Source organism: Micromonospora sp. NPDC023869, from assembly GCF_055559695.1.
Genome location: NZ_JBVHKD010000006.1, coordinates 265,742 through 287,104, shown reverse-complemented (window position 1 = coordinate 287,104; position 21,363 = coordinate 265,742). Strand labels below are relative to the sequence as shown.

20 protein-coding genes are annotated in these 21,363 nt (G+C 72.4%); all 20 read left to right on the top strand.

Annotated features, from left to right (window positions below; genetic code table 11):
- Positions 1–22: 22 nt before the first annotated feature.
- The 20 genes from ACZ31C_RS19185 to cofC all read left to right on the top strand — a co-directional run bounded on the left by ACZ31C_RS19185 (position 23) and on the right by cofC (position 21,313).
- Complete coding sequence (locus ACZ31C_RS19185; protein WP_396747244.1) at positions 23–517, top strand: hypothetical protein; 495 nt, start codon at positions 23–25, stop codon at positions 515–517.
- Between the two features lie 341 nt (positions 518–858).
- On the top strand, positions 859–2,307 hold the full coding sequence (locus tag ACZ31C_RS19180; protein ID WP_465796436.1) for a prenyltransferase/squalene oxidase repeat-containing protein: 1,449 nt from the start codon (positions 859–861) through the stop codon (positions 2,305–2,307).
- Positions 2,304–3,248, top strand: a complete 945-nt coding sequence (locus tag ACZ31C_RS19175; RefSeq protein WP_465796435.1) for a hypothetical protein — start codon at positions 2,304–2,306, stop codon at positions 3,246–3,248. Before ACZ31C_RS19180 ends, ACZ31C_RS19175 begins: the two co-directional genes overlap by 4 nt.
- Positions 3,241–4,485, top strand: a complete 1,245-nt coding sequence (locus ACZ31C_RS19170) for a CbiQ family ECF transporter T component (protein ID WP_465796434.1) — start codon at positions 3,241–3,243, stop codon at positions 4,483–4,485. The genes ACZ31C_RS19175 and ACZ31C_RS19170 overlap by 8 nt, the downstream gene beginning before the upstream one ends.
- Complete coding sequence (locus ACZ31C_RS19165; RefSeq protein ID WP_465796433.1) at positions 4,482–6,110, top strand: ABC transporter ATP-binding protein; 1,629 nt, start codon at positions 4,482–4,484, stop codon at positions 6,108–6,110. The genes ACZ31C_RS19170 and ACZ31C_RS19165 overlap by 4 nt, the downstream gene beginning before the upstream one ends.
- Positions 6,110–7,024: an ECF transporter S component gene (locus tag ACZ31C_RS19160; RefSeq protein WP_465796432.1), complete on the top strand. Its 915-nt coding sequence runs from the start codon at positions 6,110–6,112 to the stop codon at positions 7,022–7,024. Before ACZ31C_RS19165 ends, ACZ31C_RS19160 begins: the two co-directional genes overlap by 1 nt.
- A 363-nt stretch (positions 7,025–7,387) precedes the next feature.
- Positions 7,388–8,344 carry an ABC transporter permease gene (locus tag ACZ31C_RS19155; protein WP_465796431.1) on the top strand — a complete coding sequence of 319 codons (957 nt, stop codon included), beginning with the start codon at positions 7,388–7,390 and terminating at the stop codon, positions 8,342–8,344.
- Positions 8,345–8,382: 38 nt separating this feature from the next.
- Positions 8,383–9,174: an ABC transporter ATP-binding protein gene (locus ACZ31C_RS19150; RefSeq protein WP_396747223.1), complete on the top strand. Its 792-nt coding sequence runs from the start codon at positions 8,383–8,385 to the stop codon at positions 9,172–9,174.
- A complete protein-coding gene (locus ACZ31C_RS19145; protein ID WP_396747220.1) occupies positions 9,171–9,992 on the top strand; it encodes an ABC transporter permease in 822 nt (273 codons plus the stop codon). Before ACZ31C_RS19150 ends, ACZ31C_RS19145 begins: the two co-directional genes overlap by 4 nt.
- Positions 9,993–10,012: 20 nt before the next feature.
- Positions 10,013–11,191, top strand: a complete 1,179-nt coding sequence (locus tag ACZ31C_RS19140) for an ABC transporter substrate-binding protein (RefSeq protein WP_396696795.1) — start codon at positions 10,013–10,015, stop codon at positions 11,189–11,191.
- Positions 11,192–11,303: 112 nt separating this feature from the next.
- Entirely contained in the window at positions 11,304–12,095 is a 792-nt protein-coding gene (locus ACZ31C_RS19135; RefSeq protein WP_161594958.1) for an IclR family transcriptional regulator, read from the top strand.
- Positions 12,096–12,146: 51 nt separating this feature from the next.
- Positions 12,147–13,631 carry an NAD-dependent succinate-semialdehyde dehydrogenase gene (locus ACZ31C_RS19130; RefSeq protein ID WP_465796430.1) on the top strand — a complete coding sequence of 495 codons (1,485 nt, stop codon included), beginning with the start codon at positions 12,147–12,149 and terminating at the stop codon, positions 13,629–13,631.
- Positions 13,625–14,518, top strand: coding sequence for a nitrilase family protein (locus ACZ31C_RS19125; RefSeq protein ID WP_465796429.1), 894 nt, complete (start codon positions 13,625–13,627; stop codon positions 14,516–14,518). The genes ACZ31C_RS19130 and ACZ31C_RS19125 overlap by 7 nt, the downstream gene beginning before the upstream one ends.
- 106 nt (positions 14,519–14,624) lie before the next feature.
- On the top strand, positions 14,625–15,188 hold the full coding sequence (locus ACZ31C_RS19120) for an amino acid synthesis family protein (protein ID WP_199489138.1): 564 nt from the start codon (positions 14,625–14,627) through the stop codon (positions 15,186–15,188).
- Between the two features lie 30 nt (positions 15,189–15,218).
- A complete protein-coding gene (locus ACZ31C_RS19115) occupies positions 15,219–16,580 on the top strand; it encodes an aminotransferase class III-fold pyridoxal phosphate-dependent enzyme (RefSeq protein ID WP_465796428.1) in 1,362 nt (453 codons plus the stop codon).
- A 45-nt stretch (positions 16,581–16,625) separates the two neighbouring features.
- The gene (hydA, locus tag ACZ31C_RS19110) at positions 16,626–18,041 is read left to right on the top strand and encodes a dihydropyrimidinase (protein WP_465796427.1); all 1,416 of its coding nucleotides are present in this window, start codon (positions 16,626–16,628) and stop codon (positions 18,039–18,041) included.
- A 42-nt stretch (positions 18,042–18,083) separates the two neighbouring features.
- Positions 18,084–19,091, top strand: a complete 1,008-nt coding sequence (locus ACZ31C_RS19105; protein WP_465796426.1) for an LLM class flavin-dependent oxidoreductase — start codon at positions 18,084–18,086, stop codon at positions 19,089–19,091.
- Positions 19,092–19,095: 4 nt separating this feature from the next.
- Positions 19,096–19,791 carry an NADPH-dependent F420 reductase gene (npdG, locus tag ACZ31C_RS19100; protein WP_465796425.1) on the top strand — a complete coding sequence of 232 codons (696 nt, stop codon included), beginning with the start codon at positions 19,096–19,098 and terminating at the stop codon, positions 19,789–19,791.
- Positions 19,788–20,618, top strand: a complete 831-nt coding sequence (locus tag ACZ31C_RS19095; protein ID WP_131053162.1) for a nitrilase-related carbon-nitrogen hydrolase — start codon at positions 19,788–19,790, stop codon at positions 20,616–20,618. The genes npdG and ACZ31C_RS19095 overlap by 4 nt, the downstream gene beginning before the upstream one ends.
- Entirely contained in the window at positions 20,615–21,313 is a 699-nt protein-coding gene (gene cofC, locus ACZ31C_RS19090; protein ID WP_465796424.1) for a 2-phospho-L-lactate guanylyltransferase, read from the top strand. The genes ACZ31C_RS19095 and cofC overlap by 4 nt, the downstream gene beginning before the upstream one ends.
- The last annotated feature ends 50 nt before the right edge of the window (positions 21,314–21,363 follow it).

The following is a 21,363-nucleotide window of genomic DNA, read 5'->3' as shown; positions in this document are numbered from 1 at the left end:
TCCCCGTTCCTCAGACGAAGGAGTGCCCATGTCCCATGTCCAGAGTCCCGTCCGCCGGTGGTTCGCCGGCCTGTTGGCAGCGGCCGTCGTCGCGCTCGGCCTGATCGCCGTCGAACCGTCACCGCGCGCCGCCCACGCCGCCGCCTGCACCGGCACGACCGGGGTCACCGTCGTGGTCGACTACGGCCCGCTCGGCGGTGGCGTCCAGGTGGCGTGTGCGCTCGGCGACCCGGCCACCGGCCTGGCCGCCCTCCAGGGCGCGGGTTTCGCGGTGACCGGTACCCAACGATGGGGTCTGGCGTTCATCTGCCGGATCAACGGCCAGCCGACCGCCGCCACCGAGCCCTGCGTGAACACCCCGCCGGCCAGCGCGTACTGGTCCTACTGGCACGCCTCCGGCAGCGGCGCCGCCTGGACCTACAGCACGCTGGGCGCGACCAGCTACAACCCGGCGCCGGGCACGGTCGAGGGATGGTCCTTCGGCACCGGCACGGCACCCAGCATCACCGCCCCCTGACCTGCGGGTTGCCTGACGGGCCACGCGCCCGCCGGGTGTCGACGCCGTCTGGCGCCGTAGGGCGACCGGGCGGTACGGTGTCGACACCCGGCGTGCCGGGCCACAACTGAATGCGTCCCGTTCGGGGGGAAGCCGGTCGAAGCCGGCGCTGACCCGCAACCGTGAGCGAGCTCTGTCTCGCGAGCCGGAATGCCCCGAACAGGACGAGCGGCTTCCACTGTCGAGGTCTACAGGGTGGGGTCCGGGTAGCCGACTTTCGGCATCTCGTCGCGACCACGTGTACGGGATGCCGCCGGTGCCTTCCGGAGCTTTCACCGACCGCTCTGCGAAAGGCACCCCTCATGCTCTCCTGCTCGCTCCGGCGCGTCGGCGCCGGACTCGGCGCCGCGACCGCCACCGCGCTCGCCGTCGTCGTCGCCACACCGCTGGGCGGGGTGGCCGCACCGACCGCGACCCACACCGCCGCCGCCGGCGACGCCGCGCGCTGGCTCGCCGGCGAGTACGCCGACGGCATCCTGCCCGGCCCGTTCGGCGGTGCCGACTGGGGCCTCACCATCGACGGCGTGCTCGCCCTCGCGGCCACCGGCGTCGACGCGTCGACCCGGCAGGCGGCGACCGCACAGATCGCCGCGAACGTGCGCTCCTACAACAGCTACGACGACTGGGGCATCGAGGGCTTCACCGACGGCGGGGCCACCGCCAAGCTGCTCTACGCCGCCTCCGCCGCCGGTGGCGACCCGACCGACTTCGGCGGCTGGGACCTGCGCGCGGAGACCCTCTCGCTGATCTCCGGCGCGGACACCGGCCACCAGCACGGCCGGATCACCAGCCGCACCACCGAGGCGTCCGGGCAGGACCCGTCCAACACCTTCGACCAGAGCTTCGCCCTCCTCGGGCTGGCCCGCAGCGGCGGCGCACCGCAGGAGACGGCCGACTTCCTGGTCCGCCAGCAGTGCGCGGCCGGCGGCTTCCGGCTCTATCCCGACGCGGACGGCGCACCGTCGGCGAGCTGCGACGCGCAGAGCAACGCCACGCTCGACGTCGACTCCACCGCGATGGCCGTCCAGGCGCTGCTGGCCAGTGGGGCCGACGGCGCGGACGACGCCGCCCAGCGCGGTGCCCAGTGGCTGGCGGCACAACAACGCGCCGACGGGTCGTTCGGCGGCTCGGGGCCGACCAGCGGCGCCAACTCCAACAGCACCGGCCTCGCCGGGCAGGCCCTGGCCGCAGCGGGTCGGGACAGCGAGGCGAAGCGGGCCGCCGAGGCGTTGGCGGCACTCCAGATCAACACGGGCAACGGCGGTGCCGCCGCGACCGAGGCCGGTGCCATCGCCTACAACACCGACGCGCTGACCGAGGCGGTCGGCGCGGGCATCACCGACAACCTCCGGGACCAGTGGCGTCGCGCCACCGCCCAGGCGCTGCTCGGCCTGGCCCAGGTGCCGCTCGGCCGGATCGGTCTCGATCCGCCGCCCACCGGCGGTCCCACCCCGTCGGCCAGCGCGTCGCCCACGCCCACCGGCTCGCCCACGCCGACCGCGTCACCGACGCCGAGCACGCCACCGACGCCGACCGATCCGCCCACCGCCAGCGCGACGCCGAGTCTGTCCCCGAGTGACACGCCGTCCACACCGGTCGCCACACCGACCGTGAGCACCAGCCCGGTCGCGGGCGGACCGGGACGCCTGCCCACCACCGGCGTGGCCATCGGCGGGTACGTGCTCACCGCGCTGCTGCTCGTCGGCGGGGGAGCGGTGCTGCTGGTGCTGGGCCGTCGGCGGGCCACATGAGCGGCCGGACGATCCGCGCGGCACTGGTGCTCGCGGTGACCGCCGCGAGCACGGCCCTCGGCGCGGCTCCGGCACAGGCCGCCGGTCGCGCCGGCCACTGCCCGGACGCCAACGGGGTGACCGTGGTGGTCGACTTCAAGGAACTCGGCGGAGGGGTGGTGGTCCGCTGCGCCCCGGGCGACCAGGCCACCGGTCTGGCCGCGTTGAAGAACGCCGGGTTCCAGATCGCCGGCACCCTGCGGTGGGGCGAGGGCTTCATCTGCCGCATCGAGGGCAAACCCTCGACCGCCACGGAGAAGTGCGTCGACACCCCGCCGGCCAGCGCCTACTGGTCGTACTGGCACGCGCCGGACGGCGGTTCGTGGACGTACAGCGACCGGGGGGTCCTCAACCGCAAGCCACCGGCGGGCAGCTTCGAAGGCTGGTCGTTCTCCTTCAACCGCAGCGCCGACGACGCACCCCGGCCTGCGGTGGCACCGAACCGGCCGGCACCACCCCCGCGCACCACACCTGCGGCACCGCCGCCGCCCCGCACCTCGGCACCGGCCCCGCCACCACCCGCACCCGCCCCGCCACCGCCGGGCGCCCCGCCGCCCGTGGTCCCGCCGCCGGCCGCAGGCGCACCCGTGGCGCCGGGCGTCGGCGTCCCGACCGGTGCGGCCGGTACGCCCGCCGCCCCGGCCCCGGTCGCGCCGACCGGCGATGCGTCCGGCCCGCCACCGGACGTGCCGCCGACGGGGAGCGTCGTCCCGCCGCTGGGTGCCGCGCCCGCGCCACCGACCGACCCGACGGGATCGCTCCCGCCGGTCGAGGTCACCGGGGCCCGGGACGGCGACGGCCTGCCGCTGGGCACCCTGGCCGGCGTGTTCCTGCTGGTCGCGTTGGTCGGCGGAGGTGTCCTCGCGGCCCGTCGTCGGCGGACCGCCGAACCGGATGACTGACCGGGCCGTCGTCGACAGCGGCCCACCCACCCGGGTGTCGGTGCCGTCCAGGGCCCGGTCCGCCGGGACCGGCCGGTTGCCGCGCAGCCTGCACCCGGGCGCGTGGTGGTGCTGGGCGCTCGGGTTGGCGACGGCGGCCAGCCACACCACGAATCCGCTGCCGCTGGCGATGATCGTCGCTGCGGCCGCGCTGGTGGTGGTCCGCCGTCGCGGCGACGCCCCCTGGGCGCTGGCGTTCCGGATGTACCTCGTGCTCGGTGCGGTGATCGTGGCGATGCGGGTGCTGTTCCGGCTCGTCTTCGGCGGTGGTCAGGGCGACCACGTCCTGCTCCACCTGCCGGAGATTCCTCTGCCGGCCTGGGCGGCGGGTATCCGGCTGTTCGGGCCGGTCGCCGCCGAACAGCTCCTCGGCGGCTTCTACGACGGGCTGCGGTTGGCCACGATGCTGATCTGTCTCGGTGCCGCCAACGCGCTGGCCAACCCGAAACGGCTGCTCAAGGCCGTGCCCGGCGCCCTGTACGCGGTCAGCACGGCGGTGGTGGTCGCCCTGTCGGTCGCACCGCAACTGGTCGAGAGCGTGCTGCGGGTCCGCCGTGCCCGTCGACTGCGCGGCGCTCCCGGGCGTGGCCTGCGCGCGCTGCGGGGCATCGCCCTGCCGGTGCTGGCCGACGCCCTGGACCGGTCCCTCGCCCTGGCGGCGGCGATGGATTCGCGCGGCTACGGACGCACCGCCGCCGTACCTGCCGGTCGGCGTGCTCTCACCGGTGCCCTGGTGCTCGCCGGGCTGGTCGGTGTCTGCGTCGGCACGTACGGCCTGCTCGACGCGACCGTGCCGGGCTACCTCGGTCTGCCGATGCTCCTCGCCGGCCTGGCCACGGCGGTGGCCGGGATGCTGCTGGCCGGGCGTCAGGTGCGGCGCAGTCGCTACCGCCCCGACCGGTGGCGGCTGGCCGAGCTGGCCGTCGCCGGATGCGGCCTGGCCACCGCTGCGGTGATGACGATGGCCGGCACGGTGGACCCGGACCGGCTCTACCCGCCGGTCAGTCCGCTCACCTGGCCGGAGTTGACGCCGCTGGTGGTGCTCGCGGTGCTGGTGGCGGTGGCACCGGCCTGGCTGGCCCCACCGGCGCCGACGGCGAACCCCGCCCCGCGACCGCTGCCCGTGCCACCGGCGGCGAGCGGCCGTACCGACCACCCGTCGCCTCGCGACACCGCCCAGCCGGAGGCGCACCGATGATTGACTTCGACCGGGTCACCGTCCGGTACGCGGAGAGCCGCGAGCCGATGCTGCGCGACGTCTGTCTGCACATCCCGGAGGGCGAGCTGTGCCTGGTCGCCGGGCGCACCGGGGCGGGCAAGTCGACGCTGCTGCGGGCGATCAACGGCCTGGTGCCGCACTTCACCGGCGGCACCCTGTACGGCACGGTGACCGTGCACGGCCGGGACACCCGGGCACATCCGCCGCGTGACCTCGCCGACGTCGTCGGCGTGGTCGGTCAGGACCCGCTCGCCGGCTTCGTCACCGACACCGTCGAGGAGGAACTCGCCTACGGCATGGAACAACTCGCGTTGCCCGCGCCGGTCATGCGCAAGCGCGTCGAGGAGACCCTCGACCTGCTCGGCATCGCCGAGCTCCGGGACCGGCCGCTGCGGACACTCTCCGGCGGGCAGCAGCAGCGGGTCGCCATCGGCGCGGTCCTCACCAGTCACCCGCAGGTGCTGGTGCTCGACGAACCGACCTCGGCGCTGGACCCGACCGCCGCCGAGGACGTCCTGGCCGCCGTCACCCGCCTGGTCCACGACCTCGGCGTCACCGTGGTGGTGGCCGAGCACCGGCTCGAACGCGTCGTGCAGTACGCCGACCGGCTGCTCTATCTGCCCGGTGACGGCACCGTCCTCGACGGGCCACCGGACGCCGTGCTCGCCGACATCGACCTGGCACCACCGTTGATCGAGTTGGGCCGCGTCGCCGGCTGGACACCCCTGCCGCTCTCCGTCCGCGACGCCCGGCGTCGTGCGGGCGACCTCCGACAGCGGCTCGCCGACGCGGTGCCACCACCGGCGGCACCGGCCCCGGAGGGCGTACCGGCGCTGACCGCGCGGGGCGTCGTGGTGCGGTACCCGGGCACGGTGGCGGTGCGCGGCGTCGACCTCGACCTGCATCCGGGCCAGGTCGTCGCGCTGATGGGCCGCAACGGCTCCGGGAAGTCGAGCCTGCTCTGGGCGGTGCAGGGCAGCGGCCCACGCCAGGGCGGCACGGTGACCGTGCCCGGCCCGGACGGTGACACCGATCCGAAGGCGCTGTCCGCCGCGCGGGCCCGCCGCCAGGTCGGTCTGGTCCCGCAGACCCCGGGCGACCTGCTCTATCTGGAGACGGTGGCCGCCGAGTGCGCCCAGGCCGACCGGGAGTCCGAGGTGCCCGAGGGGACCTGCCGGGAGTTGCTGGACCACCTCACCCCGGGGCTGCCGGACGACCGGCACCCACGGGACCTGTCGGAGGGGCAGCGGCTGGCCCTCGCGCTCGCGGTCCAGCTCACCGCGGCCCCGCCGGTGGTCCTGCTCGACGAGCCCACCCGGGGGCTGGACTACCGGGCCAAGCGGCAGTTCGCCGCCGTGGTCCGCCGGTTGGCCGCGCAGGGCCGGGCGGTCGTGGTCGCCACCCACGATGTCGAACTCGTCGCCACCCTCGCCGACCGGGTCGTGGTGATGGCCCAGGGCGAGATCGTCGCCGACGGCACCGCCGCCGAGGTCATGCTCGCCTCACCGGCGTTCGCGCCCCAGGTCGCCAAGGTCCTGGCCCCGCAGCCCTGGCTGACGGTGGACCAGGTCAGCACCGCTCTGGCCGCCGCCGAGGTGACGTGATGAGCGTGCTGCGGGTCGCCCCGCGTACGGCTGTCATCCTGACCCTCGCCTCGGTTGCTGCGTTCGCCACCTTCACCTGGCCGTTCTTCGTGCCCGCCCAGCCCGAGGCGACGGCGCGGACCACCGAGGCGCCGTTGGTCTTCATCGTCGTCCTGCCGGTCCTGCTCGCCCTCGTCCTGGCCGAACTCAGCTCGGGCGGCATCGACAGCAAGGCGCTGGCGATGCTCGGCGTGCTCGCCGCCGTCAACGCCGCGTTACGCCCGCTGGGTGCCGGGACCGCCGGGATCGAGACGGTGTTCTTCCTACTGGTGCTGGCCGGTCGGGTGTTCGGGCCCGGTTTCGGCTTCCTGCTGGGCGCCATCTCGCTGTTCGCCTCCGCGCTGCTCACCGCCGGGGTCGGACCCTGGCTGCCGTTCCAGATGCTGGCCGCCGCCTGGCTGGGGCTCGGCGCGGGTCTGCTGCCGTCCCGGCTGCGGGGCCGGGCCGAGATCGCCGTGCTGGCCGGGTACGGCGCGGTCGCCGCCTACGCGTACGGGCTGCTGATGAACCTCTGGTTCTGGCCGTTCAGCGTCGGCGCGGACACCCAGCTCTCGTACGTCGCCGGTGCGCCGGTGCTGGAGAACCTGCACCGCTTCGCGGTCTTCACCGCCGTCACCTCCACCTTCGGCTGGGACACCGGCCGGGCGGTCACCACCGCCGTCGCGATCGTCCTGGTCGGTCCGGCGGTCCTGGCCGCGTTGCGCCGGGCCGCCCGCCGGGCCGCGTTCGACGCCCCGGTGACCTTCGTCCCGCCGGCCGCGCGGACGGCCGGCCCCGGGTCGGGGACGCCCACCGGTGCGCCTGTCGACGGGCCGGACGCGGCGCCGACCGCCCCGCCGGGACGAACCGGGGACGGTACGCCACCCGAACGATGAGGGGGTGTGTCCGGACGGTGTGGGGGTGTGCCCGGACGCGTTCCGGGACTGGCGGCCCGGCGTCCGCACCGTCCTGACGCCTCGTCGCCGTGCGGACGACGACGACCGCTGGCACGCGTGGTGCCCACGACGTCGCTCTGTGTGGCGGCGGGTGGTGGGCGTCCGCCCGGATCGGGGTATCCGCAGGTGGGCGCGGGTTACAAGGTCGTAAATCGTGATCTGAGGGCGGCTCCGAACCGTTGACGTGGCCTCGCTCACGCTCCTATGGTGAACCACCAGTTCACTGAGTGATCCGATCCGGGCGGGGGAAGCCGGCGGATCCCACGCCAGACGACGCTTCCGAGGGATTCGGAGAGTGCCTGCATGACCGTGACAAGAACGACCACCGCTGCGGTGGCCGCCCAGGGCGGACCCACCGGTCAGGTGGACCCGCCGACACCACGCCGCCGAAACGCCCGACTGGCCGCCGCGAGCAGGAGCGGTCGCAACGCGGCCGGAGCCGTCCTGGTGGTGGCGGCGCTCGCCGGCCTCTGGGAGGGCTACAAGGCGTTGGGCCGGGCCGTCGGCGACGTCGTGCCCGGCACCCGGATCGCCTTCCCGGTCGCCACCGACGACCTGTCGATGCCGCACGTGTGGACGATCCTCAGCGCACTCGTCGAACCGGCCCGACGCGGCGACCCGACCACGCTCGGCGTCTATCTGCTCGGCGAGACCAGCGTGACGTTGCGCGAGGCGTTCTACGGCCTGGTGGCCGGCGCGTCGCTCGGCCTGCTGCTCGCCGTCCTCTTCCTGAACGTGGTGCCGCTGAGCAAGGGGCTGATGCCCTGGCTCGTGGCGTCACAGACGGTCCCGCTGGTGGCCATCGCACCGATGATCGTGATCTGGGGCGGCAAGGCCGGCGCACCGCCCTGGGTGGCGGTCACCGGCATCGCCGCCTACCTCGCGTTCTTCCCGGTCACCATCAACACCCTGCGCGGTCTCAAGTCACCGCCGAAGGTCCAACTGGAGTTCATGCGCAGCGTCGGTGCCGGCCGTTGGCAGGTACTCGGGTGGCTGCGGATGCCTGCGGCGCTGCCCTTCGTCTTCGCCGGCCTGCGGCTCGCGGCGACCGCGAGCGTGGTGGGCGCGATCGTCGGCGAACTCTCCGCCGGCACCGGCCGGGGCATCGGCCGGGCCATCCTCACCTTCGCCTACTACTACTCCAACGGTCCGGAGAAGTTGTACGCCGCCGTCCTGGTCGCTGCGGCGGCCGGCATCGTCTTCGTGCAGTCCCTGGCACTCATCGAGCGCGTCGCGCTCCGGAACCGGCAGACCCGGTGACCACCCCTTCCGCCTCCACAACACCTGGAGAGACGCTGATGTCTGAGGCCGCGATCATTTCCGTGCGAGGAGTCACCAAGCAGTTCACCGGCGGAGACCGTACGGTGACGGCGCTTGAGGACATCGACCTGTCGATCGAGCGGGGCGAGTTCGTGTCCCTGCTGGGGCCCAGCGGTTGCGGCAAGAGCACCCTGCTGCGGATCCTGGCGGACCTCACCGAGCCGACCGACGGCACGGTGTCGCTCAACGGCAAGACGCCGGCCGCGTCCCGGTTGGACCGGGACTACGGCATGGTCTTCCAGCAGGCCGGCCTCTTCGAGTGGCGGACCGTGCAGCGCAACGTCGAACTGCCGTTGCAGGTGGCCGGCGTGGACAAGGCGACCCGGCGGGCCAAGGCCCACGAGATGCTGGACCTGGTCCGCCTCTCCGACTTCTCCCGCCACTTCCCCTGGCAGCTCTCCGGCGGCATGCAGCAGCGGGTGGCGATCGCCCGCGCGCTGTCGGCGGACCCGGAGATCCTGTTCATGGACGAGCCGCTGGGCGCGCTCGACGAGATGAACCGTGAACGCCTGCAGGGCGAGCTGCTGCGGATCTGGTCGGACACCCGGACCACCGTCGTCTTCGTCACGCACAGCATCTCCGAGGCGGTCTTCCTCTCCTCGCGGATCGTCGTGATGTCCGCCCGTCCCGGTCGCATCGCCGCCAGCATCGACGTCGACCTGCCGTACCCGCGCACCGCGGCGACCCGGACCACCGACGCGTTCTTCGCCAAGGTCACCGAGGTGCGCGCGGCGCTGCACGGCGTCCCGTCCGAGCAGGCGGCCCGATGAGCACCACGCCGCTGACCCGGACCGCCCCGTCCGCCGCCGGGCTCCGGACGGCCGTCGGCCGGTTCCTGCCGGTCGTGCTCACCGCCGTGGTGATCCTCGGCTCGTGGCAACTGGTCGTCACGATCTTCGACGTCCCGTCGTTCATCGTGCCGGCGCCGGTGGAGATCTCGTCCGCGTTCCGCTCCGAGTTCGGCACGATCATGTCGGCCTCGGTGATCACCGTGCGGGCGGTGCTCCTCGGCCTGCTCCTCGGCGCGGTCGCCGGGGTCTCGGTGGCCCTGGCGCTCAGCCGCTTCCCGGGCGTGTCCGGCCCGGTGCTGACCGCCGCCGTCATCATCAACTGCGCCCCGATCGTGGCTCTCGCCCCGATCTTCAACAACTGGTTCGGGGTCACCAACCCGATGTCCAAAGCGGGTGTGGCCGCGGTGATGGTCTTCTTCCCGGTCCTGGTCAACACCACTAGGGGACTCCTCCAGGTCTCACCCCTGCACCTGGAGATCATGCAGTCGCTCGCGGCACAGCCTCGACAGGTGGCGCTCATGCTGCGGCTGCCCAACGCGTTGCCGTACCTGTTCAACGCGCTCAAACTCGGCAGCACGCTCGCCGTGATCGGCGTGATCGTGACCGAGTACTTCGGTGGACCGAGCAACGCGCTCGGGGTGTACATCGCCTACCAGGCGGCCCTGCCCCGCTTCGAGTACGCCTGGGCCGGGATCGCCGTGGCCAGTGCCCTCGGTCTGCTGCTGTTCGGTGCCACGTCCCTCTTGGAACGCCTCCTGATGCCCTGGCACGAGTCCCTGCACGACAGCGACTCCTAAAAGCCCGGATCCCCCACGAAATGTTGGAGTCAGATATGGCCCTGCACCTACGGCGGACCTCGCGGAGGAACCGCCCGATCACGATCGCCGCCACCCTCACCGCCGTCCTGCTCGCCGCCTCGGCCTGCGGAGGCATGTCCGACGGCCCGAGCGAGTCCGCGGCCGAGGCCGCCAAGAACTGTGAGTCGACCACCAAGGTCCGGGTGGTGCTCCAGTGGGTCGCCCAGGCCCAGTTCGCCGGCTACTACGCGGCGAAGGAGAAGGGGTACTACGCCGAGGAGTGCCTCGACGTCACCATCCAGGAGGGTGGCGTCAACATCGTCCCCCAGCAGGTGCTCTCCGCCGGCAACGCCGAGTTCGCGGTCAGCCACGTCACCAAGACGATGGTCACCCGGGAGCAGGGCGCGGACCTGGTCAACATCGGCCAGGTGTTCCAGCGCGGCGCGTACCTCCAGGTCGCCTGGGCCGACTCCGGCATCAAGGAGCTGACCGACCTCAAGGGTAAGAAGGTCGGGAGCTGGGGCTACGGCAACGAACTCGTGCTGTTCGCCGCGATGAAGGACGCCGGTGTCGACCCGACCAAGGACGCCGAGATCATCCAGCAGCCGTTCGACATGTCGCTCCTGCTGCGCAAGGAGGTCGACGCCGCCCAGGCCAAGACCTACAACGAGTACGCCCAGTTGCTGGAGACCAAGAACCCGGACACCGGTGAGCTGTACCAGCCGTCGGACTTCTCCGTGATCAACCTTCAGGACGCCGGCTACACCAGCCTCGAGGACGGCGTCTACGCCCGGGGTGACTGGCTCAACGAGCAGGCCAACCAGGACACGGCGGTGAAGTTCCTGAAGGCGTCCTACCGGGGCTGGGGCTTCTGCCGCGACGAGCTGGACGACTGTGTGGACATCGTGCTCAACGCCGGTAGCGCGCTGGGCAAGGGACACCAGACCTGGATGCTCAACGAGATCAACAAGCTGATCTGGCCGGCCGCCAACGGCGTCGGGATGATGGACCAGGCGGCCTGGGACCAGACCATCAAGATCGCGATGGGCGGCGGCGTGCTCAAGGGCGTGCCGGACTCCGACGCGTTCCGCACCGACCTGTCCAAGCGCGCCAACGACGAACTCTCGGCCGACGGCTTCGACGCCAACGGCAACTCCTACACACCGGAGACCGTGACGATCACCGAAGGCGGTCGGTAGGCGGGCGGTCGGGTGCCGGCGGTTCCCGCCGTTCGGCACCCGACCGTAGCCGATGGCTTCTGCCAAGATGTGGGCCGTATCTCACGGCTGACGGCAATTGATGGAGGTAGCGATGGCGCCCAGTGAGGCGGGCCTGGTGCGACGCACGATCTGGCTCCTGCGGGCGGTGGCGGCGCACCCGGAAGGTGTCGGGCTCAGCGAGGTCGCCCGCGAGGCGGGTATCCCGAAGGCCACCTGCTACCGGGTGCTCACCGTGCTGGAGCGGGAGAGCTGGCTCACCCTGGATCCGATCACCCGTCGCTACCGGGTGTCCCTCGGTCTGCTCTCCATCGTGGGCGGACTGCTCGACGGCGGTGGCGCGTACGGCCACATGCGGGAGGTGCTGCGCAACCTCGCCGAGGAGACCCGGGAGACCGCCGGCTTCGACGTGCTGCTGCCACCGCAGGTGATGGTCGTGGCGCAGGTGCCGGGGCCGTCGCTGATCGGGCAGACGCTCAAGCCGGTGCCCCGTACCCAGCCGGTCTGGGCCACCTCCACCGGCAAGGTGCTGCTGGCGGCGCTGAGCGCGGAGTCGGTGTGGGAGGACTTTACCGAGGAGTTCGCCGAGCACGCCCCGCCGGAGGTGGGCGACCTGGAGTCCTTCGTGGCCTCGCTGGACGCGGTCCGGGAGCGCGGGTTCGCCTTCGCGTACGACGAACTTGAGGTCGGGGCGGCATCGGTCGCCGCGCCGGTGCGGCTGCGCGGCAACACGCCGTACGCGGTCTGGATCGGCGGGCCGACGTACCGGATCACCCGCGAGCGCATCGACACCATGGCGGAGTCGGTGATCAAGGCCGCCCGGCAGCTCACCGACCTGCTCAGTAACGCAGACATCGACATTCCGAGTGCCTTCGCCAGACGCTAGGGCACCCGCCGACCGCACGGCTCGTCCACGCGTGCGGTGAAGGAGGAGACAATGGCCGTACCAGCCGAGGTGTTGGCGGCGGCACTGACGGTGGTCGACAAGACCCCCAAGGGGCTGTACGTCGACGGCGAGTGGCGCGCGGGTCGGGACGGTGCCGTCCTGCCCGTGGAGGACCCGGCGACCGGCACCACCATCGCCGAGGTGGCGGACGCCTCGGTCGAGGACGGGCGGGACGCGTTGGCCGCCGCCGCCCGGGCCCAGGCCGGGTGGGCCGCGACCCCACCCCGGGAACGGGGCGAGGTGTTGCGCCGGGCGTTCGACCTGATCATCGAGCGCCGCGACGACCTGGCCCGGATGATGACCCTGGAGATGGGCAAGGCGTTCGCCGAGTCCCAGGCCGAGGTGAGCTACGCCGCCGAGTTCCTGCGCTGGTTCGCCGAGGAGGCGGTCCGCATCGACGGCGGCTACCTGCCGGCGCCGGGCGGCAACTCGCGGGTCGTGGTGATGCGCCAACCGGTCGGCCCCTGCCTGCTGGTGACCCCGTGGAACTTCCCGATGGCGATGGGCACTCGCAAGATCGGTCCCGCCCTGGCGGCCGGGTGCACCGTCGTGGTCAAGCCGGCCAAGCAGACGCCGTTGTCCATGTTGGCTCTGGTGCGGATCCTGGAGGAGGCGGGCCTGCCCCGGGGCGTGGTCAACGTGATCACCACCTCGCAGTCCGGCCGGGTCACCTCGGCCCTGCTCACCGACGAGCGGTTGCGCAAGCTGTCGTTCACCGGTTCGACCCCGGTCGGCCGGACCCTGCTGGCCCAGTCCGCCGAGCGGGTGCTGCGCACCTCGATGGAGCTGGGCGGGAACGCGCCGTTCCTGGTCTTCGGCGACGCCGACCTCGACCTGGCCGTCGAGGGGGCGGTCCAGGCCAAGATGCGCAACGTCGGTGAGGCGTGCACCGCCGCGAACCGGTTCTACGTGCACCGCTCCGTGGCGCCGCACTTCGTCGAGGCGCTCGCCGAGCGGCTCGGCGGGCTGCGCGTCGGGCACGGGCTGGACCCGTCGACCGACGTGGGACCGCTCATCGACGGCGGCGCGGTGACCTCGGTCGCCGAGCTGGTCGCCGACGCCACACAGGCGGGGGCGGCGGTCGTCACCGGTGGCGGGCCGGTCGAGGGAGCCGGGCACTTCTTCGCGCCGACCGTGCTCTCCGGCGTGCCGGAGCGCGCCCGGTGCGTCCGTGAGGAGATCTTCGGCCCGGTCGCCCCGGTGGTGGTCTTCGACGACGAGGACGAGGCGGTCGGCCTGGCCAACGACTCCGAGTACGGACTGGCCGCGTACGTCTTCACCGAGAACCTGGGCCGTGGGCTGCGGGTGACCGAGCGGCTGGAGAACGGGATGGTGGGGCTCAACCAGGGCGTCATCTCCAACCCGGCGGCCCCCTTCGGCGGCGTCAAGCAGTCCGGGACGGGCCGCGAGGGCGGGGCGGTCGGCATCGACGAGTACCTGTTCGTCAAGTACGCGGCGGTGCGGGCGTCATGGTGACCCGCTTCCTGCTCGCCGGGGTGCAGATGGCGCCGGTCTTCGGCGACGTCGCGGCGAACATCGCCGGCACCTCCGCCTGGATCCGGGCGGCGGCCGACCAGGGAGCCCGGCTCGTGGTGCTGCCCGAGGCGGCCTCGGCGGGGTACGTCTTCGCCGACCGGGCGGAGGCCGCCCGGTACGCCCAGCCGGTGCCGGACGGGCCGACGGTCACCGCGTGGGCGCGGCTCGCCGCCGAGCTGGACGTCTGGATCGTCGGCGGGGTGACCGAGCGCGACGGCGACGCGGTCTTCAACTCGGCGGTGCTGCTCGGTCCGACCGGGCACCTCGGCACGTTCCGCAAGGCCCACCTGTGGAACGACGAGAAGGAGATCTACGACCGCAACGCCGACGGCTTCCCGGTCTACGACACGCCGCTGGGCCGCATCGGCATCGGGATCTGTTACGACGCCTGGTTCCCCGAGACGTTCCGCAGCGCCGCGTTGCAGGGCGCCGACCTGGTGGTGCTGCCGTCGAACTGGGTGCCGGTGCCGGGGCAGCCGACGACGTCGCCCGCGATGGCGAACCTGATGTGCATGACCGGGGCGCACTCCAACCAGTGTTACGTGGCCGGGATCAGCCGGATCGGGGTGGAGAACGGCCAACCCTTCGTCGGCCGGTCCGTCCTGGTGGGACCGGACGGCTGGCCGATCGCCGGACCGGCCAGCGGCGACCGCGAGGAGCTCGTGCTGGCCGAGGTGGACCTGATCGGTACGCGGGCGCAACGGTGGCACAACCCGTTCAACCAACCGCTGGCCGACCGGCGGACCGATCTCTATGTGACCGGCGACGTCGACCGTGCCGGCGGTGCTGCCGTCACCACGCTGACCTGCGTGGACGGCGACGGGTGAACCTCGCCGGATAGCCGGATACGTCCCTGAGGGCTATTGACTCGCACCCTCTGCAACGCCAGGATATGAACCAATGGTTCATCCAATGAACCACTAAGGAGTGATCGTGAGCATCCGGGTTCGCAAGCTGATCCGTCACCTCGAAGAGACGCGGCTGGAGAACGGCAGAGCGGTGCAGCCGGTGCACCGGGTCGCCTTCGCCGGCGTGGTCATCGAGAATCCCTACCCCAGCGAGTACGTGCAGGACCTGGTCACCCTCGCCGACGAGATCGGCCAGGAGATCGGCGAGTTGGTCGGCCCCGCCTGCGTCGAGCTGCTCGGCGCCGAGGTCGAGGCGTTCGGCAAGGCCGCGCTCGTCGGCATCGACGGTGAGGTCGAGCACGGCTCGGCGCTGATCCACAACCTGCGCTTCGGCAACGTCTTCCGCACCGCGGCCGGCGGCACCGAACTGCTGCCCGCCGCCGAGAAGGTCGGCGTGCCCGGCAGCCCGATCGACATCCCGCTCAAGCACAAGCTGGACTCCAAGACCCGCTCGCACCACCAGACGGTGACCCTCCAGGTGGCCGACGTGCCTCGACCCCGGGAGATCCTCGTGGTCTGCGCCGCGTCGAACACCGGACGCCCGCTGGCCCGCCTCGCCGCCTTCGGCGCCGAGCTCAAGAGCAACTGACCTGAGCGCGCGACGGGACGGAGCCAGCCGATGACCATCACCGACACCGACACCACCACCTGGACCAGCGAGCGCCTCAAGGAGATCGACAAGGAGTACGTCATCCACTCCTGGTCGGTGCAGGGCGCGCTCGACCCCATCCCCGTGGCCGGCGGATCCGGTTCGTGGTTCTGGGACTACGACGGCCGCCGGTACCTCGACTTCCAGTCCCAACTGGTCAACCTGAACCTGGGCCACCAGCACCCCCGCCTGGTCGAGGCGATCCGTGCCCAGGCCGAACAGCTCTGCTACATCGGACCCGGCTTCGCCGAGCGGTCCCGGGCGGAACTGGCCGAGATGATGGCCGGGCTCACCCCCGGTGACCTCAAGATGAGCTTCTTCACCACCGGCGGCGCGGCGGCCAACGAGAACGCCGTCCGATTGGCCCGGCACGTCACCGGCCGACAGAAGGTCATCGCGCGGTACCGCTCGTACCACGGCGCCACGGCGGGCGCGATGTCGCTGACCGGCGACCCGCGTCGGTGGGCGGCCGAGCCGGGGATGAGCGGTGTGGTGCGGATGCTCGACCCGTACACCTACCGCTGCCCGGCCGGGCACCCCGACCCGTGCCCGGTCTGCTCCGGCGGCCCGCACCTGGAGGAGATCCTCCGGTACGAGAACCCGGAGACCGTCGCCGCCGTGATCGTCGAGCCGGTCACCGGCACGAACGGGCTGCTCTACCCGCCGGACGGCTACCTGCGCTCGCTGCGCGAGGTCTGCGACAAGTACGGCATCCTGCTCATCTTCGACGAGGTGATGGCGGGATTCGGGCGTACCGGCGAGTGGTTCGCCTGCGACCACTGGGACGTCGTGCCGGACATCCTCACCACTGCCAAGGGGCTGAACTCCGGGTACGTGCCGCTCGGCGCGATGACGGTCTCCACCCGGATCTCCGAGTGGCTGCGCGACAACATGTTCTGGGGCGGCCTGACGTACGCCGGGCACCCGCTCGCCTGCGCCTCCGGAGTGGCCTCCCTGCGGATCATGCAGGACGAGGGCGTGGTGGAGAACGCGCGGGCGATGGGGGAGCGGCTCGGTGCCGGTCTGGCCACGCTGGCGGAGCGCCACCCGAGCATCGGCGAGATCCGGGGCCGGGGGCTGTTCTACGGCGTGGAGCTGGTCCGCGACCGCGACACCCGGGAACCCCTCGTGCCGTTCAACGCCAAGGGACCCGCCGCCGCACCGGTCGGCCGGCTGCTCAAGGCCGCGATGCAGCGGGGCGTCTACCTGACCGCCAACTTCAACGTGCTGCGGCTGACCCCGCCCCTGGTCATCAACGCCGAGGAGATCGACCTGGCGCTCGGCGTCCTGGACGAGGTGCTCGACCTCGCCGACGAGCACTACCAGAACTGAGCGACGGCGGCGGGTGACGGACCCGCCGGGGAGAGGAGAGGCACGATGCCGACGACGCTGATCACCAACGGCACGGTCGTCAACGCCGACGCCGCGGTCCGCGCCGACGTGCTGGTACGCGACGGCCGGATCGTCGCCCTCGGCACCGGCACGGACTGGACCGCCGACCACGTGGTGGACGCGACGGGCAAGCTGGTCATGCCCGGTGGCATCGACGCGCACACCCACCTGGAGTACCCGGTCGACGGCTTCAGCACCCACACCGCCGACGACTTCCACAGCGGCACGGTCTCGGCGGCGTGCGGCGGCACCACCACGGTCATCGACTTCGTCAAGAAGGAACCCGACCGGACGCTGTACGACACGTACCTGCGGCGGCGGGACACGGCGGCGGCCAAGGCCGTGGTGGACGTCGGCCTGCACGCCATCGTCCCGCCCCGCGCCGCCCAGCCGGACGTCCTCGACGACCTGCGCCGGCTGGTCGGCGAGGGCGCGACGAGCTGGAAGTTCTTCATGGCCTACCCGGGCCAGATGGTCGACGACGACGAGCTGCTCGACGGCTTCGAGCTGGCCCGCGACCTCGACGTGCTGCCGATGGTGCACGCCGAGAACGGGCACATGGTGGCCCGCGAGGTGCGGCGCCTGGTGGACAGCGGCCGGACCGCCGAGAACTTCCACATGCGGGCGCACGGGCACGACTCCGAGGCCGAGGCGGTGCACCGCGCCGTCGTGCTCGCCGAGAGCATCGGCACACCGCTGTACGTGGTGCACGTCTCCAGCGCGGAGGCGGCCGACGAGATCAGCCGGGCCCGGGCCGCCGGGTCACGGGTCTACGGCGAGACCTGCCCGCAGTACCTCGTGGTGGCCTACGAGGACTACGCCGACCTGGGGGAGCGGGCCGCCGCGTACGTCTGCTCCCCGCCGATCCGGGAACGCAGCAACCAGGACGGCCTCTGGCGGATGCTCGCCACCGGCGCCCTGTCCACCGTCGCCACCGACCACGCCGGCTTCTGCCTGCACCAACCCGAGGACCTGCCGCCGCAGAAGCTGCGCAGCCCCGGCTACTTCCCGAAGGTGCCCAACGGCGTCCCCGGCGTCGAGGACCGGCTGATGGTCCTCTGGCAGTCCGGCGTGGTGAGCGGGGTGATCGACCCGTGCCGCTTCGTGGACCTGGTTGCCGCCCGACCGGCCAAGCTGTTCGGCCTGTTCCCCCGCAAGGGCGTCGTCGCGGTCGGGGCGGACGCCGACCTGGTGATCTGGGACCCGGCCGCCGACCACGTGATCACGGCGGCGGGCTCGCACACGCGCACCGACTACAACATCTACGAGGGCATGCGCGTGACCGGTCGACCCGTGCACGTCTTCTCCCGGGGCGAGCACCTGGTCGACCCGGACGGCCTGCGGATCGACACCCCCGGCCGAGGCGCCTTCCTGACCCGCGACGCGCCGCGTCTCCTCTGACCCACCGAATCCCCTGCACCACGTACGAGCGGAGCTGGACAGATGACACTTCCCCTGGGTATCCACGTCGGTGAGCGACTCAGCCTGGAACAGACCTACTGGCAGGCCGAGTTCGCCGACCAGAACGGGTTCGAGTCCGTCTGGGTCGCCGAGGGACGACTCGCCCGCGACGGCATCGTCCCGGCGGCGATCATCGCGAGCAAGACGCGGAACGTGAAGATCGGCACCGGTGTGGTCAACAACAAGAGCCGCAACGCGGCCCTGATGGCGGTCACCTTCAAGACGCTGGACGAGGTCGCGCCGGGCCGGGCCATCCTGGGCATCGGCGCCTGGTGGGAGCCGCTGGCGACCAAGGTCGGCCAGCCGCTGTCCAAGCCGCTCAAGTCGATGCGCGAGTACATCGGCGTGCTCCAGGCGTTCTTCCGCAACGAGGTCGTCAACTTCGACGGCGAGTTCGTGCAGATGCAGGACGTGCGCTTCGACAGCATGTACCGGGAGAACAAGCCGGTCGACATCCCGATCTACATCGGCGCGGTCGGTCCCCGGATGCTCGAACTCGCCGGGGAGATCAGCGACGGCGTGCACATGGACTTCCTGCTCCCGCCGTCGTACATGGTGGGTGCCCAGGAGGCGATCGGCCGTGGCCTGGCCAAGCGGACCGACGGCCGCGACGCCATCGACCTGACCCAGATCGTCTCGTGCAGCGTCAACGACGACGACCCGCAGGAGGCCATCGACGCCTGCAAGGCGTTCCTCACCCTCTATCTGTGCCAGCAGCCGCACATCGCGGAGCACTGCGGGGTGGAGCGGGAACTCGTCGACCGGTTGCAGGAGATCGCCGGCTGGCCCGCCACCCCGGAGGACATCAAGCGGGCGATGCACCTGGTCCCCAACAGCCTGGTGCAGAACGTCACCGCCTGCGGCACCACCGACGACGCCTTCCAGAAGCTCCAGGCGTACCAGGAGGCGGGCGTGCGCTGCCCGATCATCTCCACGCTCGGTGACAAGGAGCAGACCCTCACCCGGCTCGCCCAGGCCGCGAAGGCGTGACCCGGTGAGCACCCACCCCTCCTGCCGCGTCGCCGTGGTCGGCGGCACCGGCCCGCAGGGCCGTGGGCTGGGCTATCGCCTGGCCCGCGCCGGACACCGGGTCGTCCTCGGCTCCCGCGACGCCGGACGCGCCGAGGCCGCCGCCGAGGAGTTGTCCCGTCAGGTCGGTGCCGCACGCGTCACCGGTGCGACGAACCTGGCGGCGGCGACGGACGCCGACGTCGTCCTGCTCGCCGTGCCCTACGACGGGCACGCCGACCTGGTCACCGGACTGGCCCCGGCGCTGGCCGACACGCTGGTGGTGAGCTGCGTCAACCCGCTCGGCTTCGACCGCCACGGCCCGTACGGCGTCGCCGTGCTGGCCGGCAGCGCCGCCGAGGAGGCCGCCGCGCTGGTCCCCTCGGCCACCGTGGTCGGCGCGTTCCACCATCTGGCCGCCCCCCTCCTGCTCGACCCGGACGCCGACCTGAGCCACGAGGACGTCCTGGTCTGCGGGGACGACGTCGCCGCCAAGGAGCGGGTGATGGCCCTCGCCGTCGACGTCACCGGTGGCCGTGCCCTCGACGCCGGCCGGTTGCGGCTGGCCCGCCAACTGGAACCCCTGACCGCAGTCCTGATCAGCGTCAACAAGCGGTACAAGACCCGTTCGGGGCTGGCTCTGACCGGCCTCGCCCCGGCGGTCGGAAAGGTCCCCGCGTGAAACTCGCCGCCCTGCAACTCCGCGCCACCGACGACCGGACCGAGACGATCGGCCGTGCCGCCGACCTGATCGACGCCGCCGCCGACCAGGGCACCCGCATCCTGCTGCTGCCGGAACTGTTCGCGGTGCCGTTCGTCCAACCCGAACCCGACCTGGACTACTTCCGGTACGCCGAGGGCCTCGACGGTCCGTCGAACCGGATGGCGGCCGAGCGGTCGAAGCGGCACCGGATGACGGTCGTCTCGTCGATCTTCGAGGCGGGCCAGGTCCCCGGGGTCTACCACAACACCGCCTGCACCTACGTCGACGGTGAACTCAAGTCGGTGTACCGCAAGTCGCACCTGCCGTTCTCCAACGGCTTCCCGGAGAAGTTCTACTTCCAGCCGGGCGGCACCGAGCCCGACGTGGTGCAGACCGGGGAGACCGGGGTCGGCACCATCATCTGCTACGAGCGGCACTTCCCCGAACTGAGCCGGGTGGTGGCCCTGCGCGGCGGGTCGGTGCTCTGCGTACCCGTCGCCTCGGCGAGCGCGCCGATGCGCGAGGTGTTCCAGTTGGAGCTGCGCGCCCACGCCGTGTTCAACGGGCTCTTCGTGATCTGCGCGAACCGGGTCGGCACCGAGGGCACCAAGGAATACTTCGGGCTCAGCGCGGTCTACGGCCCCAACGGCGACGTGCTCGCCCAGGCCGCCGACGACCGCGACGACATCGCCGTGGCCGAGGTCGACCTGGACCTGGTGGACCTGTCCCGTCGCCGTCGCCCGTTCCTGCGCGACCGCCGGCCCGAACTGTACGGCCGGTTGACCCGGATGGAGCCGGAGACGTGACACCCGGCTCGTGGGTGGTGGTCGTACCCGCCAAGTCCTTCGCAGCGGCCAAGACCAGGTGCGTGGGGCTGGCCGCCGCCGACCGTGCCGCGCTGGCCCGGGCGATGCTCACCGACGTGCTCGGTGGGCTGACCCGGGCCCGGCGGGTCCGCGCCGTGGTCGTCGCCACCACCGACCCGGAGGTCACCGCCACGGCGTTGGCCTGCGGCGCCGTGGTCGCCGGCCGGATCGGCCCGCCCGACCTGAACCGGGAGGTCGACGCGGCGCTGCGGCTCGCCGGCGAGGCGTACGGCGACGCGCGCCTGGCCGTGGTGATGGCCGACCTCGCCGCGGCCCGCCCGGCGGAGTTCGACGCGGCGCTGGCAGCGGCCGGACCGTACCCACGGGCGATCGTCCCGGACGCCGACGGCACCGGTACCACCCTGCTGGCGCTGACCGAGGCCGCCGACTTCCGTCCCCACCTCGGGCCCGGCTCGCGTCGCCGCTTCCTCGCCGACGGCTACCACGACCTGCCGGTGCTCGCCCCAGGGCTGCGCCGGGACGTGGACACCGTGGCCCACCTGCTGGACCTGCGGGCCGGTCACCTCGGGGCCAGCACTCGCGCGTGGGCCGCGACACCGCCGTCCGTCGATCCGCCCGGCGTCACCCGGCCCGTTCGCCCGGCCCACCCGCACGCCGTCCGGCACCCGGCCTGAGGCCGCCTCGGCCCGGACGGTCGAGAATGGTTCACTGATCATGAGGTCGG

Excerpts from the sequence above, each read along its gene's own strand:
- ACZ31C_RS19180 (WP_465796436.1), top strand. The coding sequence starts at position 859 with ATGCTCTCCTGCTCGCTCCGGCGCGTCGGCGCCGGACTCGGCGCCGCG.
- ACZ31C_RS19175 (WP_465796435.1), top strand. The coding sequence starts at position 2,304 with ATGAGCGGCCGGACGATCCGCGCGGCACTGGTGCTCGCGGTGACCGCC.
- ACZ31C_RS19170 (WP_465796434.1), top strand. The coding sequence starts at position 3,241 with ATGACTGACCGGGCCGTCGTCGACAGCGGCCCACCCACCCGGGTGTCG.
- ACZ31C_RS19165 (WP_465796433.1), top strand. The coding sequence starts at position 4,482 with ATGATTGACTTCGACCGGGTCACCGTCCGGTACGCGGAGAGCCGCGAG.
- ACZ31C_RS19160 (WP_465796432.1), top strand. The coding sequence starts at position 6,110 with ATGAGCGTGCTGCGGGTCGCCCCGCGTACGGCTGTCATCCTGACCCTC.
- ACZ31C_RS19155 (WP_465796431.1), top strand. The coding sequence starts at position 7,388 with ATGACCGTGACAAGAACGACCACCGCTGCGGTGGCCGCCCAGGGCGGA.
- ACZ31C_RS19150 (WP_396747223.1), top strand. The coding sequence starts at position 8,383 with ATGTCTGAGGCCGCGATCATTTCCGTGCGAGGAGTCACCAAGCAGTTC.
- ACZ31C_RS19145 (WP_396747220.1), top strand. The coding sequence starts at position 9,171 with ATGAGCACCACGCCGCTGACCCGGACCGCCCCGTCCGCCGCCGGGCTC.
- ACZ31C_RS19140 (WP_396696795.1), top strand. The coding sequence starts at position 10,013 with ATGTTGGAGTCAGATATGGCCCTGCACCTACGGCGGACCTCGCGGAGG.
- ACZ31C_RS19135 (WP_161594958.1), top strand. The coding sequence starts at position 11,304 with ATGGCGCCCAGTGAGGCGGGCCTGGTGCGACGCACGATCTGGCTCCTG.
- ACZ31C_RS19130 (WP_465796430.1), top strand. The coding sequence starts at position 12,147 with ATGGCCGTACCAGCCGAGGTGTTGGCGGCGGCACTGACGGTGGTCGAC.
- ACZ31C_RS19125 (WP_465796429.1), top strand. The coding sequence starts at position 13,625 with ATGGTGACCCGCTTCCTGCTCGCCGGGGTGCAGATGGCGCCGGTCTTC.
- ACZ31C_RS19115 (WP_465796428.1), top strand. The coding sequence starts at position 15,219 with ATGACCATCACCGACACCGACACCACCACCTGGACCAGCGAGCGCCTC.
- hydA (WP_465796427.1), top strand. The coding sequence starts at position 16,626 with ATGCCGACGACGCTGATCACCAACGGCACGGTCGTCAACGCCGACGCC.
- ACZ31C_RS19105 (WP_465796426.1), top strand. The coding sequence starts at position 18,084 with ATGACACTTCCCCTGGGTATCCACGTCGGTGAGCGACTCAGCCTGGAA.